16 protein-coding genes are annotated in these 17,054 nt (G+C 61.9%); 5 read left to right on the top strand and 11 right to left on the bottom strand.

Annotated features, from left to right (window positions below):
• Positions 1-5 precede the first annotated feature (5 nt).
• The 11 genes from CNX70_RS11025 to flhD all read right to left on the bottom strand — a co-directional run bounded on the left by CNX70_RS11025 (position 6) and on the right by flhD (position 10,571).
• A complete protein-coding gene (locus CNX70_RS11025; RefSeq protein ID WP_096234725.1) occupies positions 6-878 on the bottom strand; it encodes a CheR family methyltransferase in 873 nt (290 codons plus the stop codon).
• 71 nt (positions 879-949) lie between these two features.
• Positions 950-2,662 (bottom strand): methyl-accepting chemotaxis protein, encoded by a 1,713-nt coding sequence (locus CNX70_RS11020; protein WP_096234724.1) that lies wholly within the window; start codon positions 2,660-2,662, stop codon positions 950-952.
• A 182-nt stretch (positions 2,663-2,844) separates the two neighbouring features.
• Positions 2,845-3,351, bottom strand: coding sequence for a chemotaxis protein CheW (locus tag CNX70_RS11015; protein ID WP_071078260.1), 507 nt, complete (start codon positions 3,349-3,351; stop codon positions 2,845-2,847).
• Positions 3,352-3,382: 31 nt separating this feature from the next.
• Complete coding sequence (gene cheA / locus CNX70_RS11010; RefSeq protein ID WP_096234723.1) at positions 3,383-5,575, bottom strand: chemotaxis protein CheA; 2,193 nt, start codon at positions 5,573-5,575, stop codon at positions 3,383-3,385.
• Positions 5,576-5,618: 43 nt separating this feature from the next.
• The gene (locus CNX70_RS11005) at positions 5,619-5,984 is read right to left on the bottom strand and encodes a response regulator (protein ID WP_034758362.1); all 366 of its coding nucleotides are present in this window, start codon (positions 5,982-5,984) and stop codon (positions 5,619-5,621) included.
• Between the two features lie 83 nt (positions 5,985-6,067).
• Positions 6,068-6,616, bottom strand: a complete 549-nt coding sequence (locus CNX70_RS11000) for a chemotaxis protein (RefSeq protein WP_096234722.1) — start codon at positions 6,614-6,616, stop codon at positions 6,068-6,070.
• 46 nt (positions 6,617-6,662) lie between these two features.
• On the bottom strand, positions 6,663-7,640 hold the full coding sequence (motB, locus tag CNX70_RS10995) for a flagellar motor protein MotB (RefSeq protein ID WP_096234721.1): 978 nt from the start codon (positions 7,638-7,640) through the stop codon (positions 6,663-6,665).
• Positions 7,641-7,698: 58 nt separating this feature from the next.
• Positions 7,699-8,559 (bottom strand): flagellar motor stator protein MotA, encoded by an 861-nt coding sequence (gene motA, locus CNX70_RS10990; RefSeq protein WP_034778015.1) that lies wholly within the window; start codon positions 8,557-8,559, stop codon positions 7,699-7,701.
• A 220-nt stretch (positions 8,560-8,779) separates the two neighbouring features.
• Positions 8,780-9,541 (bottom strand): SAM-dependent methyltransferase, encoded by a 762-nt coding sequence (locus tag CNX70_RS10985; protein ID WP_096234720.1) that lies wholly within the window; start codon positions 9,539-9,541, stop codon positions 8,780-8,782.
• A 103-nt stretch (positions 9,542-9,644) separates the two neighbouring features.
• Positions 9,645-10,208: a flagellar transcriptional regulator FlhC gene (gene flhC / locus CNX70_RS10980; RefSeq protein WP_096234719.1), complete on the bottom strand. Its 564-nt coding sequence runs from the start codon at positions 10,206-10,208 to the stop codon at positions 9,645-9,647.
• Between the two features lie 45 nt (positions 10,209-10,253).
• Positions 10,254-10,571, bottom strand: a complete 318-nt coding sequence (gene flhD, locus CNX70_RS10975) for a flagellar transcriptional regulator FlhD (RefSeq protein ID WP_010396649.1) — start codon at positions 10,569-10,571, stop codon at positions 10,254-10,256.
• A gap of 604 nt (positions 10,572-11,175) precedes the next feature.
• Between flhD and kynU the strand changes: the two genes are divergently transcribed.
• The 5 genes from kynU (at position 11,176) to CNX70_RS10950 (ending at position 17,052) form a co-directional block, all read left to right on the top strand.
• Positions 11,176-12,426 (top strand): kynureninase, encoded by a 1,251-nt coding sequence (gene kynU / locus CNX70_RS10970; protein WP_096238394.1) that lies wholly within the window; start codon positions 11,176-11,178, stop codon positions 12,424-12,426.
• 20 nt (positions 12,427-12,446) lie between these two features.
• On the top strand, positions 12,447-13,319 hold the full coding sequence (kynA, locus tag CNX70_RS10965; protein WP_244199112.1) for a tryptophan 2,3-dioxygenase: 873 nt from the start codon (positions 12,447-12,449) through the stop codon (positions 13,317-13,319).
• A 9-nt stretch (positions 13,320-13,328) separates the two neighbouring features.
• Positions 13,329-13,874: an RBBP9/YdeN family alpha/beta hydrolase gene (locus tag CNX70_RS10960; protein WP_096234718.1), complete on the top strand. Its 546-nt coding sequence runs from the start codon at positions 13,329-13,331 to the stop codon at positions 13,872-13,874.
• A gap of 96 nt (positions 13,875-13,970) precedes the next feature.
• Positions 13,971-16,004 carry a toxin-antitoxin system YwqK family antitoxin gene (locus CNX70_RS10955; protein WP_157750981.1) on the top strand — a complete coding sequence of 678 codons (2,034 nt, stop codon included), beginning with the start codon at positions 13,971-13,973 and terminating at the stop codon, positions 16,002-16,004.
• A 22-nt stretch (positions 16,005-16,026) separates the two neighbouring features.
• A complete protein-coding gene (locus CNX70_RS10950) occupies positions 16,027-17,052 on the top strand; it encodes a leucine-rich repeat domain-containing protein (RefSeq protein WP_096234716.1) in 1,026 nt (341 codons plus the stop codon).
• Positions 17,053-17,054 lie beyond the last annotated feature (2 nt).

Here is a 17,054-nt window from a genome sequence, read left to right as displayed (position 1 = left end):
CACTCTCATGTACGATGCGACGATGCCTTGGGCGCGGCGACCCGAGGCTGGTCGAGCTCATAGACTGTTTTACCGCGCAGCTTCAATGAATCCGACACGTACAGGAAATTCTCCGAATGGCCCGCAAACAGCAGGGCATCAGGCTTCATCAACGGCACAAAGCGCGACAGGATCTTGCGCTGCGTCGCCTTGTCAAAATAAATCATCACGTTACGGCAGAAGATGACGTCGAACTGTCCCGTCAGGGGCCAGCTGTCGGCCAGCAGGTTGAGCGGCTTGAAGGTGATCATCTGGCGCAGTTCCGGGCGTACCCGCACCTGCCCCTCGCGATCGCCCTTGCCGCGCAAGAAAAAGCGCCGCGCACGGTCGGCCGGCATCTTCTCGAGCCGGTCCAGGTTATAGACGCCATTGGCGGCCGTGGCCAGCACATTCGTGTCGATATCCGTGGCGATGATGGTGACGGGCGGCGTGAGCGTATTGAACGCCTCGCACACCGTCATGGCGATCGAGTACGGCTCCTCGCCGGTGGAACTGGCCGAACACCAGATGGTGATCGGCCCGCTCAGTTTTTTCACATGCTCGGCCAGCAGCGGGAAGTGATGCGCCTCGCGGAAGAACGACGTCAGGTTGGTCGTCAGCGCATTCGTGAACGCTTCCCACTCGTCACCCATGCGGCCCGCTTCCAGGTCGTCCAGATAGCGAACGAACGAGGAAATGCCAGTCGCGCGCAGGCGCCTGGCCAGGCGGCTGTAGACCATCTCCTGCTTGCTGTCGGCCAGCGCGATGCCAGCCCGCTTGTATATCATGGCGCGGACCCGTTCGAAGTCCTTGCCAGTGAAATCAAATTCCTTGACCGAATCCGTTTTAGTTTGCGGCATTTTATTTTTACCTCTCTATGACTACTCTGACCAATGCCTTTGCAAGTATAACTAGCGGGACCGGGTTGGCGTCAGAACTCTTCCCAATCGTCGCCGCCGGCCGCCGCCAGCTTTTTCGCAGGCGGTGGCGCGCCGGCCTGCGCCGTCTTTGCCAACCGCCGTGTCGCTGCCGCCACTGCGGGCGCAGGCCGTGCCGCCGCCTTCACCGGCGCGGGCATGGCCGCCTGCGCCGCGCTCTCGCCGTCCAGCTTGAAGATGCTGACGGCGTCGGCCAGTTTCTGCGCCTGCTCCTGCATGCTCTCGGCGGCGGCCGCCGCTTCCTCGACCAGCGCCGCATTTTGCTGCGTCATCTGGTCCATCTGCGCGATGGCCTGGTTGACTTCCTCGATGCCATGGCTCTGTTCCTGCGTTGCCGCCGTGATCTCGCCCATGATGTCGGCCACCTGCCGGATCGACGTGACGATCAGGCCCATGGTCTGCCCCGCCTCGTCCACCAGGCGGCTGCCCGCATCGACCTTGTCGACCGAGTCGCCGATCAGGCCCTTGATCTCTTTCGCCGCGCCAGCGGAGCGTTGCGCCAGATTACGCACTTCCGATGCCACCACCGCAAAACCGCGTCCCTGCTCGCCTGCGCGCGCCGCTTCGACGGCCGCATTCAGCGCCAGGATATTCGTCTGGAACGCGATGCCGTCAATGACGCCGATAATATCGACGATCTTGCGCGAGCTGTCCTTGATGGAACCCATGGTATCGACCACTTGCGCCACCACCTTGCCGCCCTGCTCCGCCACCGACGATGCCGACACGGCCAGCTGGTTGGCCTGGCGCGCGTTGTCCGCGTTCTGCTTCACGGTCGACGTCAGCTCTTCCATCGACGACGCCGTCTCTTCGAGCGAACTGGCCTGCGTTTCCGTGCGCGCCGACAGGTCCGCATTGCCGCTGGCGATCTCGCGCGACGCCACGGTGATGGTGTCGGTCCCATTGCGCACGTCGCTGACCGTCTGCACCAGGCTCTCGTTCATGTCCTTGAGCGCCTGCTGCAACGCGCTCGTTTCATCCTTGCCTTCGACCACCACGCGCGATGTCAGCTCGCCCGCTGCCACCTTCTGCGCCACCGCCAGTGCACCCGACAGCGGCACCGTGATCGAGCGCGTGATAAAAATGGCGCACCATGCGCCGATCGCCACCGCCGCACCGCCCAGGATGAAGAGTACCGTCATCAGGCGCGCATCGGCCGCCAGCGAGTCGTCCATGAAGCTTTGCTGGGCCACATGCTGCAAGTCGAGCAGCTTGTTGATATCGGCCAGGGTCGTCTTGTTCAAGGGGTCGATGCGGGTGGCAATCACCTTCGCCGCGCCCTCGCTGTTAAACGCCAGCACCTGCCCCATCGCCTCCTTGAAGGCGGCATCGACTTCGCCGTCGACCCTGGCGATATTGGCCAGCAGCGTCTTCTCGCCATCGGACAGGCCCAAGGTGGCCAGCTTGCCGCGCGCGCCGTCGTACAGCTTGCGCTGTTCGCGCACCTTGCCCTCTTCCACCTGCATCAGGCCCACATCGCCCTGCAAGCCGATATTGCGCATGGCGATACCGGTTTCCAGCATCGCGCTTTTCATCAGCGACGCCTGCGTATTTTTTTCACTGGCCAGTGCCAAGCCCGTGAGCAACTGGGCCTTGTTACGATAATTCAGTGCATTCGCCGAAACGATCACCACCACCAGGATGGCGAGGATGCTGCCGAAACCTATCCCCAGCCGGGTACCTATCTTGAAATCGCGCAAACTCATTACAGTCTCCAATATTTATGTGAACGGCGCCCGTTCAACCGGACAGCGCCGTGTTGTGGCCTGGTCTCTGTCGGACCTTGCAGCCTGCCGGCGCGCCTCTAGATGCTGCTCGCGCCGGTACATGCATATCTGTAGTGATACTTGCGGTAAAACTGCGGCGCCAATGGCGCCGCTGCTGCCGCTTACGCCGCCAGCTTGTCGATCAGGCCCATCTCGCTGCTCGACATCAGCTTGTCGATATCGACCAGGATCAGCATGCGCTCGTCGATGGTGCCCAAGCCGATCATGTAGTCGGTCGAGAAGGCGGTGCCCATCTCCGGCGCCGGCTTGACCTGCTCCGGCGTCAGGGTGGTGACGTCGGAGACGCTGTCGACCACCATGCCGACGATGCGCCCGCCGATGTTCAGGATGATCACCACTGTGAACTGGTCGTACACGGGCGTGCCCAGGTTGAACTTGATGCGCATGTCGACCACGGGAATGATGATGCCGCGCAGGTTGATCACGCCCTTGATGAATTCAGGCGCGTTGGCGATGCGGGTGACCGCTTCGTAACCACGGATTTCCTGGACCTTCAGGATATCGATGCCGTACTCTTCGGAGCCCAGGGTGAAGGCCAGGAATTCACGTCCGGCGATGTCCTTGCCGTCGCCCGTATTGCTTCCGGATGTTTGTTGAGTATCTGACATGGTGCGTTTTCCTATCTTTTATCTATCGGTATTACGAAAAAATGGACTCGTCGGCCAGCTGGCGAGAGGAGCGGATCAGGGCGGCGACATCGAGAATCAGCGACACGCCGCCATCGCCCAGGATGGTGGCGCCAGAAATGCCCACTACCTTGCGGTAATTCGATTCGAGGTTTTTCACCACGACCTGCTGTTGTCCCACCAAGTCGTCGACAAACAGGGCCGCCTTGCGCCCTTCCGTCTCGAGAATCACGCAGATGCCTTCCGAGGGACTGGTAAAGCGCGGCGTGATGTCGAACATCTGGTACAGCGGAATCAGCGGCAGGTATTCTCCACGCACTTTCACCACCTGCCCCTTACCACTGATGTCCTTGATATCCTCAACGGCCGGCTGCAGCGATTCGATGACAAAGCCCAGCGGTAAAATATACACTTCGTCGCCGACGCGGATCGACATGCCATCCAGGATGGCCAGGGTCAGCGGCAGCGAGATCGAAATCGTCGTGCCGAAGCCCTTCGCCGAACGGATGTCGACCACCCCGCCCATGGCGCTGATATTGCGCTTGACGACATCCATGCCCACGCCGCGGCCCGACACATCGGTGACCGCCTCGGCGGTGGAAAAGCCGGGCGCGAAGATCAGCTGCCACACGTCGGCGTCGCTCATCGTCTCGGACACGTCGAGTCCCTGCTGCTGCGCCTTGGCCAGTATGCGCTCGCGGTTCAGTCCCGCGCCATCATCGGATACTTCGATGATGATGTTGCCACCCTGGTGGCTGGCCGAGAGGAACAAACGGCCGGCCTCGGTCTTGCCAGCGGCCACGCGGGCGGCCGGCATTTCCACGCCGTGGTCGATACTGTTGCGCACCAGGTGCGTCAGCGGATCGACGATGCGCTCGATGAGGCCCTTGTCCAGTTCCGTGGCGGCGCCATTGGTGATGAAGTCAACCTTCTTGCCCAACTTGGTCGCCAGGTCGCGCACCATGCGAGGGAAGCGCGAAAAGACGAAATCCATCGGCATCATGCGGATCGACATCACCGCTTCCTGCAAGTCGCGCGTATTGCGCGTCAGGTGGCTGACGCTGTCGAGCAGTTTCTCGTGCAGCATCGGGTCGAGCGCGCCGGCGCGCTGCTCGATCATCGCCTGCGTGATCACCAGCTCGCCCACCAGGTTGATCAGCTGATCGACTTTTTCAATCGAGACGCGGATCGACGACGATTCGGTACCGGCCTTCTCGCCCTCTTTCTTGGCCGGTTTCTTTTCCTGCTCCACCTCGGTCGCGGCGCTCGCCACGGCCGGCACGGCGGCAGCGCTGGCGTTGCCCGCCTTGGCGGCATCGGCGCGAATCTGCTCGAGGGGCTGGAAGAAACCGTAACCCTGTTCGGCGTCGCTCTGCACGCCAGCGGCGGCGCGGATGTCTTCGATCGGCTGGAAGAAGCCATAGCCGGGATCCGCCGCGCCCTGCGTGCCTGGCAGCGGGTCGAAGAAGCCGTAACCCTGGGCTTTTTCCTGCGCCGCGCGGGCCGCTGCGGCTTCGCCTGGCGCCAGTGGCGGCGCCTGCGTAATGACCATGTCGTCGGGATTGAGCACGAACGAGCAGATGGCCAGGATATCGTCCAGGCTTTCATGCGTCGTCACTTCCAGCACCTTGCGCGCATCGGCCAGGGTGGACACGGCGACGTCGCCCAGCAAGCCCAGTTCGGCCGCCAGCGCCTCGACTTCGCGCTCTTCCATTTTCGGCAGTTCCAGGCGGATGCGATGTCCGCCGGCATGGCTGACGGCAGCCTTTTCGGCCGTATGGAACGCTGGCGCGACGGGCGTGAGCGCAGCCACGGGCACGTCCTGCGAGAACGATTGCAGCATCATGCGCACATTGGCCACGGCATCCTGGTCGACGGCGCTGCCCAGACGATGACCGTCGAGCTGCATCTTGAGGATATCCTTGGCGGCCAAAAAGGCATCGACGTGTTCCGCCGTCAGGGCCATCTGGCCCTGGCGGATGCGGTCGAGCAATGACTCGAGGATGTGCGTCACCTCGCTCATGTCGGACAGGCCGAACGTCGATGCGCCGCCCTTGATCGAATGGGCGGTGCGGAAAATGGCATTCAGGTCTTCGGCGTCGGGCGCCGCAATATCGACGGCCAGCAGCAGCCGTTCTTTTTCAGCCAGCAGTTCTTCGGCCTCATCGAAAAAGACCTGGAAAAACTGGCTAATATCGATGGTCATAGGGTGACTCCGTCATTTGCATCGTTGCACTGCGCGGCTGGCATCAGCCAATCACCTTCTTGACCACTTCAATCAGGCGTTGCGGATCGAAGGGCTTGACCAGCCAGCCATTGGCGCCGGCGGCACGTCCTTTCGACTTCATTTCGTCCGACGACTCCGTCGTCAGCATCAGAATCGGCACCTTCTGGTAGGTCGGCAATTCGCGCAGCAGCTTGATCAGTTCCAGGCCATCCATGCGCGGCATGTTCTGGTCCGTCAATACCAGGTCCACGGTTTGCAGCTTGGCTTTTTCCAGTCCGTCCTGGCCGTCGACGGCCTCCACCACCTGGTAACCGGCGGCTTTCAGGCTGAACGCCACCATCTGGCGCAATGAGCTGGAATCGTCCACTGCAAGTATCGTTTTGGCCATCTTTGCTCCCACTTATTCCGGGCATCCTGCCCGAGTATTTGATTAATCAATCCATGCAACCGCAAGCGTTCCACACTGGCATGCTAGAACAGCTCGATGTCGCCACTTTCCAAATGCTGTTGACTGACAGCCTTGCGCAGCACGCTGCGCAACTCCAGGCTTTGAATCGCCAGCGCCATGCTGACCCGCCCCAGCAAGGCGACAATTTCTTCATTGTCGCTCTCCGGCAACATCTCCGCGCCATGCGAGCCCAAGGTACCGAGGAACTCGCGCAAGCCCGTCACCCGTTTCAGGGTACGCTCGATCAGCTGACTGGTCATGTCCTGGAACTGCATGCTGGTGATGGCGGCATTCACGTAGCCGCCCACTTCGTCCTGCAGCGCCAGCAGTTTTTCCCGCTGCTCTTCGGCCGGCACGCCGCCTGCGAGCAGCATGGCGATGGTATCTTGCTGCGCAGCGACGGCTGCGTGTATCGCCATGAAATTGAAGGACAGCTTCTCGATTGCCTCTTCCAGCAAGATGCCGGTCTGCACCAAGTCGGTTTCCACCTCCGTCAAGTGCTTGCGGCCATGGTCCGACACGCCAGACAGCAGGCGTTTTACATGCGAGCCAAGTATTTTCTTTCTTGTCATAAAGGTCTCATTGTTTCAATACACCACGCGTTGACAGCCTTGCGTGTTATTTTTTCGCCGCTGCCGGGCCCGGAGCTGGCGCCGCCACAGGTGGCGCACCGGCCGCCAGCCCCGAAGCGACAGCGGCGGAAGCGGCATCGGTCACCGGCAGCTCGATCGCCGATCCATCGCGCAAAACATTTTCTTCCGTACGTTTGTTCATGACGATGATGCTGATGCGCCGGTTGATCGGATTGAAGGGATCGAGCTTGTCCAGGTGGGCGGCCGAGCCCAGTCCCACCACGCGCAATACTTTTTCTTCCTTCATGCCGCCAATCACCAGTTCGCGCCGCGACGCATTCGCGCGGTCAGCCGACAATTCCCAGTTGCTGTAGCCGGCATCGCTCATGTAGGGCGTCGAATCCGTGTGCCCGGACAGGCCGATGCGGTTCGGTACTTCATTGAGCACAAAGCCGATGGCGTGCAGGATTTCCTTGGTATAGGGTTGCAGATTCGCATTGGCGAGCGCAAACATCGGACGATTCTGCTCGTCGACGATCTGGATGCGCAAGCCTTCGCTGGTGAGATCGAGCAGCAACTGGTTCTTGTATTTTTTCAGCAAGGGATCGGCATCGATAGTCGCCTCAATGCGCGCCTTGAGCGCCTGCAGGCGCTTGCCTTCCTCGCGTTCAAGCGCGGCCTTGGCGGAATTGAGGTCGAACGACTTGCGCTGCGGCTCTTCCTGCGCCTTGCGCACTTGTCCATCCTGGCGCGACAGGTCCTGGCCGCCGCCCTGGATCACGGAATTGCTCTCGCCGCTGCCGGAACCGCCCGCCATCGCCACTTTCAGCGGTGTCTTGAAGAATTCGGAAATGCCGTTCAAGTCGCCCTTCGAGGTGGAGCCCAACAGCCACATCAGCAGGAAGAAGGCCATCATGGCCGTGACAAAGTCGGCGTAGGCGATTTTCCACGCCCCGCCATGGTGGCCGCCAGCCGTCTTCTTGATACGCTTGACGATAATCGGGCGCATGCCTTCATCGGCCATGGCGTCCCCCTTCCGTGTGCTGCAAATGAATCATGGTGTCCAGGCGTGTGTTCACTGCTTACTTCGTTTTCGATTTCTTGATGTGGTCTTCCAGCTCGTTGAACGTCGGGCGCTCGGTCGAGAACAGGACCTTGCGGCCGAACTCCACGGCCAGCGCCGGCGCATACCCGTTCAAGCTGGCCAGCAGGGTTACTTTCACGCACTGAAACATCTTGCTCGACTCTTCCAGCTTCTGTTCCAGCAGGCTGGCCAGCGGGCCCACGAAACCATACGCCAGCAAGATGCCGAGGAAGGTGCCGACCAGCGCGTGCGCGATCAGCATGCCCAGCTCGGCTGGGGGGATGCCCACCGATTCCATCGTGTGCACCACGCCCATCACGGCGGCGACGATACCGAAAGCGGGCAAGCCGTCGCCCACCTTGGCAATCACGTGGGCCGGCACGGCGCCTTCGTGATGGTGCGTCTCGATTTCGTTGTCCATCAGGTTTTCGATCTGGAAGGCATCCATATTGCCCGATACCATCAGGCGCAGGTAATCGGTCATGAATTCGATGATGTGGTGGTCAGCCAGCACGGCCGGATACTTGGAAAACAGGGGGCTTTCTTCGGGCTTGTCGATATCGCCTTCAATCGACATCAAGCCTTCCTTGCGCACCTTGCTGAGCACTTCGAACAGCAGCGACATCAGTTCCATGTACAGCTCTTTGGTATAGCGCGAACCCTTGAACAAGCTGGGCAAGGCGGCGATCGTTGCCTTGATCGCCTTGTTATTGTTACCAACAAGAAAGGCACCCAGGGCGGCGCCGCCGATCATCAGCAACTCCAGCGGCTGGAACAGCGCCGCCAGATGGCCGCCGGCCATTGCGAAGCCGCCAAAGACCGAGGCGCAGACGATGATGTATCCGATTATGACTAACAAGTGCCCTGACTCCCAATAATGGCCGGGGCTGTATGCCCGGCATGTTCAAACCTGTTCCTGCCTTCTGGCGGCTGCGCTGCCGACGAAGAGACAGCGACAAAAAAGCAACCGGAAGTTAATTCAAATGCGCTGTTTTTCAAGGCAATTCCGAGAAAATGCCGTGTGGAACTACAATAACGTGAGATCGCCCTACGGGCAAGCAAATAACGCAGACAATTGCTTAAAAGCACCATATGTAAAGTAAAGGGCCACCCTCTGTGGCGGCGATGGTCTTATCGGGTTCGCGTGCCGCGATCTGGAATTCGTAACTAAGAAGCATACTACCGGGCAACATTTCCTTTTCCGCCTTGCGCCATAGGGCCGCCATCGCCGCCGGCGACAGGTAGGCAAAGACCGCATCGTAGCGGCTGAAGTCGAGCGCTTCGTAGTCGCCGCGCAGGAAGCGCGCCCGACTCCCCGACAGCCGCGCGCGCAGGCGGCTTGCCAGCCACGGCAGCGGCGCCAGTTCGATGCCGGAAAACTGTCCATCGGGACGCCGCCGCGCCAGGTCCAGCACCAGGCCACCCAGGCCGCTGCCGATATCGACCAGGCGCACGCCGGGACGGTCCGCGATCAGCTCGGCCACCGCCCGCCACACCTTCGGCCCGGACGGGTAAAACGGCACTTGCGTGCGAAACGTGGACCAATACAAGCTCAGCAGGAAAACAAAGGCCGCCAGGAACACGACCGGCGGCCAGTGCAACAGGCTGGCCGCCAGCAGCGCGGGCGCAAACAGCAAACCGATGGCGCACCACCAGCGCGCCAGGCCAGCGCGCCACGTGATGAGCGCCGCCAGCACACCCTGCAGCAAGGCCACGACGGACAACGACATGGCCACGCCTGCACGCGCCAGGCCATACACCAATAGCAACATCAAGGGAAAGGCCAGCACCTGGATCAGGATGGCCTTGAGCGCGGGCGCGCGCAGGATTTGTTGCAGCATGGGGTAGTCAAAGGAGGAAAACGCCAGTGTAAGCGAAAGCACCATGAAAAAACCGGAGTCCGGTCTGGCGACCGGCTCCGGCTTGAACGATGCGGGAGCAGTATCAGGCGGCCACACGCGGCGACGCGACTGCGGCCGCTTCATCGCGCGCCTTCTTGGTCTTGCCGGCACGCGAAGGCATATGGCACAGGCCGCAGACATAATCGGCGTTCAGGTCGAGGCAGTTGACGACAAACTTGCCGCCACACTTGCCGCAGGGCGCCATGTTCAGCATCTTGCTGCTGAAAAAGCGCACCAGGGTCCAGGCCCGCGTCAGCGACAGCAGCGGCTCTTCACCCGCTTCGGGCGGCATTTGCTCCAGATACAGTTTGTACGCCTTCATCACGGCTTCGATGCCGGTGGCGCCGGCGTGGTCGACGAGGAATTTGTGGATATTGATGAATAGCGAGGAATGGATATTCGGCTGCCAGGTGAGGAACCAGTCGGTGGAAAAGGGCAGCATGCCCTTGGGCGGCGAGACGCCCTTCAATTCCTTGTACAGATTCAGCAGGCGTTCGCGCGACAGCGAGACTTCCGTCTCCAGCAGTTGCAGGCGCGCGCCCAGCTGTATCAACTCGATGGCCAGCTGGATTTCTTGCGCTTCCGATACGACACTTTTCTTGGCCATGCTGTGTACTCCACTACTGACTGAGACCGACTGAATGTTGCTGAATTAAGCGATTTCTTCGACGCCTTGGCCGGCCATTAAAATGGCGGCATGCGACTGGGCCAGCGAGCGGTCTTTATTGTAGTTCGTCAACATACCCAGGATGGCGCTGTCATCGAAGCGGAAGCGGGCCAGCATCATGTTGCCGCCAGCGAGCTTCAGGATCTGCGCATTGCTCATGCCTTCGATCAATTCGGCGATGTCGGCGGCTATGCCCAAACGGAAGATGGCCGTTACCTTGTCCGCACGAATCATTTGCTGGGCCAGCATCAGGTAGCTCAGGTTAGCGTCGCGAATCTCAGCCATCATGTCGTTAGCAGTCATTTCCATCTCCTCAATCCGTTGAATTCAGCTGGCGTTGTCTGTTGCCAGTGAGATACATTCTGCAGGAGCAACATCAAACGCAACAGAGGCGAAGGACTGTATTTTTGGTCGGGAAATGGCGGGCAGGACCGTAGGTGTTTGTCTGACAAACACTACTCGATCATGGTCGCACGCCAGTAAGGGCGCGGATGTTGAAGGTGGGCATTGAAGGGGATTTACCCGGCTTCAGGCCTGTAAAAAATATCACTTTTTTACAACAACTTGATCAAAATCAAGTCTGCTTACCTAGATAACGGCTGCCTTGACAGGAACTTTAGGGTTTTTTCGAAAAATATTTAAAAACCCGCATTCTTTTTGGCGGCTTGACACCGTTCATGTAATCGTTGACGGCGGCGAATCGCAGAACTTTAGGGTGATCTGAAAATATTTTTAAAAAATCGTGATTTTTTTCGTTGACGCCCCACAAGGCGGCACTTTCCGCCCCTCATCCCAAGCGGAAATACCGCTTTTTGGCGAGGATTTGCTACACTGCCTGCTTCCGCACAATACTTTAGGCCTCAAGCAATATCGTGCCATTAATGCAAGTCCAAACATGAAAGCCACCATGATTTCTCGACATGACTGCGGCGCGCGCGATCTCGACGACCCCCTGGCGCCCCTGCGCCAGCAATTCGACTTGCCGCAAGGCGTGATTTACCTCGACGGCAACTCCCTGGGCGCCCGGCCGAAAGCGGCCCTGGCCCGGGCCCAGCACGTCATCACAGCCGAATGGGGCACAGATCTGATCCGCAGCTGGAATACGGCCGGCTGGTTCGACCTGCCCAAGCGCCTGGGCGACCGCCTGGCGCCGCTGCTCGGCGCGCAGACGGGCGAAGTGGTGATCACCGACACGACTTCCGTCAACCTGTTCAAGGCGCTGGCCGCCGCCCTGCAGATGCAGGCCAGCGATCCCGCCCATGCCGGGCGCAGGGTCATCGTCAGCGAACGCAGCAACTTTCCCACCGACCTGTACATGGCGCAAGGCCTGGCCGCCTGGCTCGACCGCGGCTACCAGCTGCGCCTGGTCGACAGCCCCGAGGAACTGGCGCAAGCCATCGATACCGATTGCACCGTCGCCATGCTCACGCACGTCAACTACCGCACCGGCTACCAGCACGACATGGCCGCCATCAGCAGCCATTGCCACGCGCAAGGCGCGCTGGCACTGTGGGACCTGGCCCATTCGGCCGGCGCCGTGCCGCTGGACCTGAACGGCGCAGGCGCCGACCTGGCCGTCGGCTGCACCTATAAATATCTGAACGGCGGCCCCGGCTCGCCCGCCTTCATCTGGGTGCCGGAAAAACACCAGGCGCGTTTCCGCCAGCCGCTCTCGGGCTGGTGGGGCCACGCCACGCCGTTCGCCATGGACCCGGGCTTTGCGCCCGCCGACGGCATCGCCCGCGCCCTGTGCGGCACGCAGCCGATTGTCTCGCTGGCCCTGGTCGAATGCGGCCTGGAGATCTTCGCGCAAACGAGCATGGAAGCGATCCGCCGCAAGTCGCTGGCCCTGACGGATTTGTTCATCGCGCTGGTGGAACAGCGCTGCGCCAGCCATCCGCTGGGCCTCGTCACGCCGCGCGAGCATGCACGGCGCGGCAGCCAGGTCAGCTTCACGCATCCGCACGGCTATGCCGTGATGCAGGCGCTGATCGCGCGCGGCGTGATCGGCGACTACCGCGAGCCGGCCATCATGCGCTTCGGCTTCACGCCCCTGTACACGAGCTTTGCCGACGTGTGGGATGCCGTGGAGATCCTGCGCGACATCCTCGACACACTAGCCTACGACATCGCCGCCAAGCGCGATGCCGTCACCTGAACCTGGACCAAGAAAACACCATGAGCAAAGAAAACAGCAGCGGCTGCCCCATGCATGCGGGCGCCCAGCAAGGTGCCGAATGGCATGGCGCGCAAATGGATTTCAGCGAATCGATGAGCTACGGTAACTACCTGGCGCTGGACCGCATCCTGACGGCGCAGCATCCGCTTTCACCGAACCACAACGAGATGCTGTTCATCGTGCAGCACCAGACCAGCGAATTGTGGATGAAGCTGATGCTGCACGAAATGCACGCCGTGCGCGCCAACCTGCAAAGCGGCGACCTGGCGCCCGCTTTTAAAATGCTGGCCCGCGTGGCGCGCATCATGGACCAGCTGGTGCATGCCTGGGACGTGCTGGCCACCATGACGCCGCCCGAATACACGGCCATCCGGCCCTACCTGGGCGCCTCCTCCGGCTTCCAGTCCTTCCAGTACCGCGAGATCGAATTCATCCTGGGGAACAAGAACGCCGCCCTGCTCAACGTGCACACGACCGCTCCCGACACCTACCAAGTGCTCGACGCCGCCCTGCGCGCGCCGTCCGTCTACGATGAAGCCGTCAAGCTGCTGGCGCGCAGCGGCTTGCCCATCGCGCCCGAGCGCCTGGACGCCGACTGGACCCTGCCGACCGCCTCCGACGCCTCGGTCAAGGCGGCCTGGCTGGAAGTCTACCGCGACCCGTCGAAACACTGGGCCCTGTACGAACTGGCCGAAAAGCTGGTGGACCTGGAAACGGCCTTCCGCTTCTGGCGCTTCCGCCACGTGACGACGGTCGAGCGCATCATCGGCTTCAAGACGGGCACCGGCGGCACGGCGGGCGTGAGCTATTTGCGCAAGATGCTCGACGTGGTATTGTTCCCTGAACTGTTCGCCCTGCGCACCGAACTTTAAGGAGCATCGATGTCGCCTCTCGTCCTGACCCTGGCCGGCCTGTGGAATTCCGGGCCGCAGCACTGGCAAACCCATTGGGAAGCGCACCACCCGCAATGGTCGCGCGTGCCGCACCGGCAATGGCAGACGCCGGACAAGGACGAATGGGTGGCGGAGCTCGACCGCGCCATCGCCGCCTGCGAGCGAGCGCCTGTGCTGGCGGCGCACAGCCTGGCCTGCGCGCTGGTGACCCATTGGGCGGCCAGCGGCTCACCATACAGGATCGCCGGCGCCTTCCTGGTCGCCCCCAGCGATGTGGAAGCGCCCTCCTACCCCGCCGGCACCACGGGTTTCTCTCCCATGCCGCTGCAAGCCTTGCCGTTTCCCAGCCTGGTGGTGGCCAGCGGCGATGATCCCTACGTCAGCTTCGCGCGGGCACGCGCGTTTGCCAGCGCCTGGGGCAGCGAATTCACCATGATCGGCGACGCCGGCCATATCAATGGCGACGCCGGCTACGGCTCCTGGCCGGACGGCGAGCAGCTGCTGCTCGATTTTTGCGCCGCGCACCAGGCCTGAACGGGGGCGCGCACGATAGATCCGCATTTGCCCACAACTAAGAACACAGGCAGAATCGTGGCCTTTCCATAGCGGCGCCCCGGCGCCAGCCCCACGATGAAACGTCTGCTTTTGCCCCTGCTTCTCTGCTCCGCGCTGGCCCACGGTGCGCCCTTCTACGAAGGCAAGAGCCTCGCCCACCCCGCCATCACGGCCTCGCAGGATAGCGGGGCTGACGTCGCCTTTCTCAAGGAAAAAGAGGGCGTCAACGGCTATTACTGCGAGTGCAAAAGCAGCAGCGCGAAAGCCATTTTGCTCGACCAGTTCGGCAACGCCGTCATCCGCTCCGTCTTCTACGCCTCGCTGGACAAGGAAACGGACGACAGCGTGCAAAGCATGCTGGTGCTGTTCCGCCAGGGAGACAAAAATGGCTTGCGCGCCTACCGCTACCACCGCAGCTCCGGCAAATACCGGCGCCTGGACGGCCTCCAGCCGGCCCTGAACCGCATCGTGGCGCAAGGCGCCGCTCCCAATGCGGGCCAGGTCAAGGCGGCGCTGGCGAAACTGGCGCCGATGGACTACAGCGTCGCGCGGGGCAAGAGCGGCAATGCGGACTTCGACGCCATCGACCATACGCAAGGCACCATCGTCGGCTACTACAGCGATGACGGCAAACCCGTGGCAGCAGGCGGCAAGGACGCCATCACCTACAAGAAAACCTTCCAGAAAAAAGGCGAGCGTTTTCTCACCGCCAGCTACACCCTGTACAGCGATGCGGGCGCCGGCATCCTGCCCAATTACCGCCTGTGGCAAGTGACGTGGGAAACGGCGCCGCAGCAATTCACGGGCAGCCAGGACGGCCCGTCCGTCATCTACAGCCTGGCCTGGGACGACGGCTCGGTGGTCGAGCGGGGCGAGTACGTGAAAGGCAAGCGCCAGGGACTGTGGGTACGCGAAGGCATGCATGAAGGCAGCGAAAAAGGCCATTTCGTCAACGGCCTGCAGGAAGGCCTGTGGTCCTTCAACTATCCCAAGCAAAGCGAGAGCGGCATGTACCGGGCCGGCAAGCGCGAAGGCCGCTGGACGGTCGTCAACTATGCCGATGAAGAGGAAGTAACGGGTTTCGACACCTACGCGGGCGGCCAGCTGAACGGCCCGCACGAGCGCAGCATGGGCGGCAAGCTGCAAACGCGCGGCAATTACGTCAACGGCACGCGCCACGGCGCATGGATCACGCAAGACGGCGACGGCAGCTTTGTCGACGGCTTGCGCGACGGGCCGTGGAAGCTCAAGCTCAAGGACAAAGTCACGCAAAGCGTCACTTTTGTAAAAGGCAAAAAACAGGGCGAGGCCCTCGACACGGATGCGCAAGGCGCGCTGCGCGTACGTGTCCATTACCAGGCGGGCGTGCTCGATGGCACGCGCACGCGCTATCTGGGCCCGGCCGGCAAGGAATATGTGATCTACACGGCCACCTACCGCAATGGCCAGCTCGATGGCCGCGAACAGGCGTTCGACGACAGCGGCAAAGTCCTGCGCCTCGATACGCTGTGGGACAAGGGCAAGAAGCAGGGCCTCGATGCGCGCTACTACCCGAACGGCAAGCCGGAACGCCTGGCCGTCATCGACCAGGGCCGCCTGCTCACGCACCTGCGCGAATACTATGAAGACGGCCAGCTGCTCAACGACATCCACCGCTGCACCTTCAAGGAGTACGGCAGCACGCGCGACGACGTGTGCGAGTACCACCACATGTACTACCCGGACGGCAAGCCGCAGTATTACTACGCCTTCCAGTACGGCCAGCGCCAGGAAGGTTATTCGAACTACCCGAACGGCAAACGCAAGGACGAATTGCTGGTCGACCGCGCGGCCGACACTTCCGTCGTCAACGCGTATTACGAAAGCGGCCAGCTCAAATGCACGGAGCCGCGCAGCGGCCACAGCACGCGCACGGTGAATGGCGAGTCGATGATCAGTTACGCCTCGGCCGACCGCGATGGCGACAATATCTGCTACCACCCGAACGGCAAGGTGGCCAGCATTTTCACTTTCCGCAAGCGCGTGCTCGTCGATTGCGGCAAGCGCTTCGATGACACGGGCAAGCAGACGTTCCCGGGGCCGGAAGGCTGCCCTCCCCCAGGAAAGTAGACTATCCGATAGGACTGTGACCATGACGCAAGCAAGACAGCCGCAGTGCATCCAGAACCCCGAGCGCATCGACGCCGGGGCGATCCGCGCCGCCATCGCCAGCGGCCAGCAGGTGCTGGTGCAGTTCAATACCCTGGGTGAGCCGGAGCCGCTGCTGGCCGACCTCGACGCCCTGGCCGCCAGCTGCGGCACGGCGCTGACCATCCGTATCTACGGTTACGATCCGAGGGTGTTCGATGCCCGCATCCTGCGCGCGCTGCCGCATGTGGCCAGCCTGTCCATCGATTGCCACCGGCAAGCCATCCATCTGGAAGCGTTGGGCGAGCTGCGCCACCTGAAGCGCCTGAGCCTGGGCGTGTACGAACTGGCGCAAGCCGACATCCTGCAGCTGGACAATTTGCGCGGCCTCGCATACCTGAACCTGGGCGAATCGGCCAGGAACAATATCGACCTGGCTCCCCTGCGCCACTACGCGCACCTGGCCAGCCTGGCCATCGAGGGCCACAGCCAGCACATCGACACCCTGGCCAGCCTGCCGGCGCTGCATGAGCTGTCGCTGTACCGCATCAAGAACAAGGTAGCGCTGGATTTTATCTCGGCGATGGCCCGCCTGGACAGGCTGCTGTTGCAGCTGGGTGGCCGCGAATCGATCGCGCACATCGAGGCGCCGCTGTTGAAGAAACTGGAAGTGATACGCGTGCGCGGCCTGGAAACGCTGGGCGATATCGGCCGCTTCCCCCTGCTGCAGGCACTATGGGTGGAAGACCAGATCAAGCTGCGGCACATCGCGCTGGGTCCCAATCCCGTGCTCGAACGCCTGAACCTGCACACCTGCAAGACGCTCGACAGCCTGCCCGGCCTCGCCGCCTTGCCCGCCCTGCGCCAGCTGTCGGCATGCGAGACCATGCTCGACATCGACGCGTTGCTGGCGCACGGCTTGCCCGCGTCCCTGACGCATGCGCGTCTGCGCACCGGCAGAAAAACACGCGACGACGCCATCGCCGCGCAGCTGGTGCAACTGGGCTACGAACAAGCGCGCCCTGGCTAACA

The organism is Janthinobacterium svalbardense (assembly GCF_002327145.1).
GTDB classification, from domain to species: Bacteria; Pseudomonadota; Gammaproteobacteria; order Burkholderiales; family Burkholderiaceae_D; genus Janthinobacterium; species Janthinobacterium tructae.
The sequence above is the reverse complement of the archived record's forward strand: the minus strand, read 5'-3'. Positions and strand labels throughout refer to the sequence as shown.

Excerpts from the sequence above, each read along its gene's own strand:
- CNX70_RS10950 (WP_096234716.1), top strand. The coding sequence starts at position 16,027 with ATGACGCAAGCAAGACAGCCGCAGTGCATCCAGAACCCCGAGCGCATC.
- kynA (WP_244199112.1), top strand. The coding sequence starts at position 12,447 with ATGAGCAAAGAAAACAGCAGCGGCTGCCCCATGCATGCGGGCGCCCAG.
- CNX70_RS11025 (WP_096234725.1), bottom strand. The coding sequence starts at position 878 with ATGCCGCAAACTAAAACGGATTCGGTCAAGGAATTTGATTTCACTGGC.
- CNX70_RS11020 (WP_096234724.1), bottom strand. The coding sequence starts at position 2,662 with ATGAGTTTGCGCGATTTCAAGATAGGTACCCGGCTGGGGATAGGTTTC.
- CNX70_RS11005 (WP_034758362.1), bottom strand. The coding sequence starts at position 5,984 with ATGGCCAAAACGATACTTGCAGTGGACGATTCCAGCTCATTGCGCCAG.
- cheA (WP_096234723.1), bottom strand. The coding sequence starts at position 5,575 with ATGACCATCGATATTAGCCAGTTTTTCCAGGTCTTTTTCGATGAGGCC.
- flhD (WP_010396649.1), bottom strand. The coding sequence starts at position 10,571 with ATGACTGCTAACGACATGATGGCTGAGATTCGCGACGCTAACCTGAGC.
- motB (WP_096234721.1), bottom strand. The coding sequence starts at position 7,640 with ATGGCCGATGAAGGCATGCGCCCGATTATCGTCAAGCGTATCAAGAAG.
- CNX70_RS10960 (WP_096234718.1), top strand. The coding sequence starts at position 13,329 with ATGTCGCCTCTCGTCCTGACCCTGGCCGGCCTGTGGAATTCCGGGCCG.
- kynU (WP_096238394.1), top strand. The coding sequence starts at position 11,176 with ATGATTTCTCGACATGACTGCGGCGCGCGCGATCTCGACGACCCCCTG.
- flhC (WP_096234719.1), bottom strand. The coding sequence starts at position 10,208 with ATGGCCAAGAAAAGTGTCGTATCGGAAGCGCAAGAAATCCAGCTGGCC.
- CNX70_RS11015 (WP_071078260.1), bottom strand. The coding sequence starts at position 3,351 with ATGTCAGATACTCAACAAACATCCGGAAGCAATACGGGCGACGGCAAG.
- CNX70_RS10985 (WP_096234720.1), bottom strand. The coding sequence starts at position 9,541 with ATGCTGCAACAAATCCTGCGCGCGCCCGCGCTCAAGGCCATCCTGATC.
- CNX70_RS11000 (WP_096234722.1), bottom strand. The coding sequence starts at position 6,616 with ATGACAAGAAAGAAAATACTTGGCTCGCATGTAAAACGCCTGCTGTCT.
- CNX70_RS10955 (WP_157750981.1), top strand. The coding sequence starts at position 13,971 with ATGAAACGTCTGCTTTTGCCCCTGCTTCTCTGCTCCGCGCTGGCCCAC.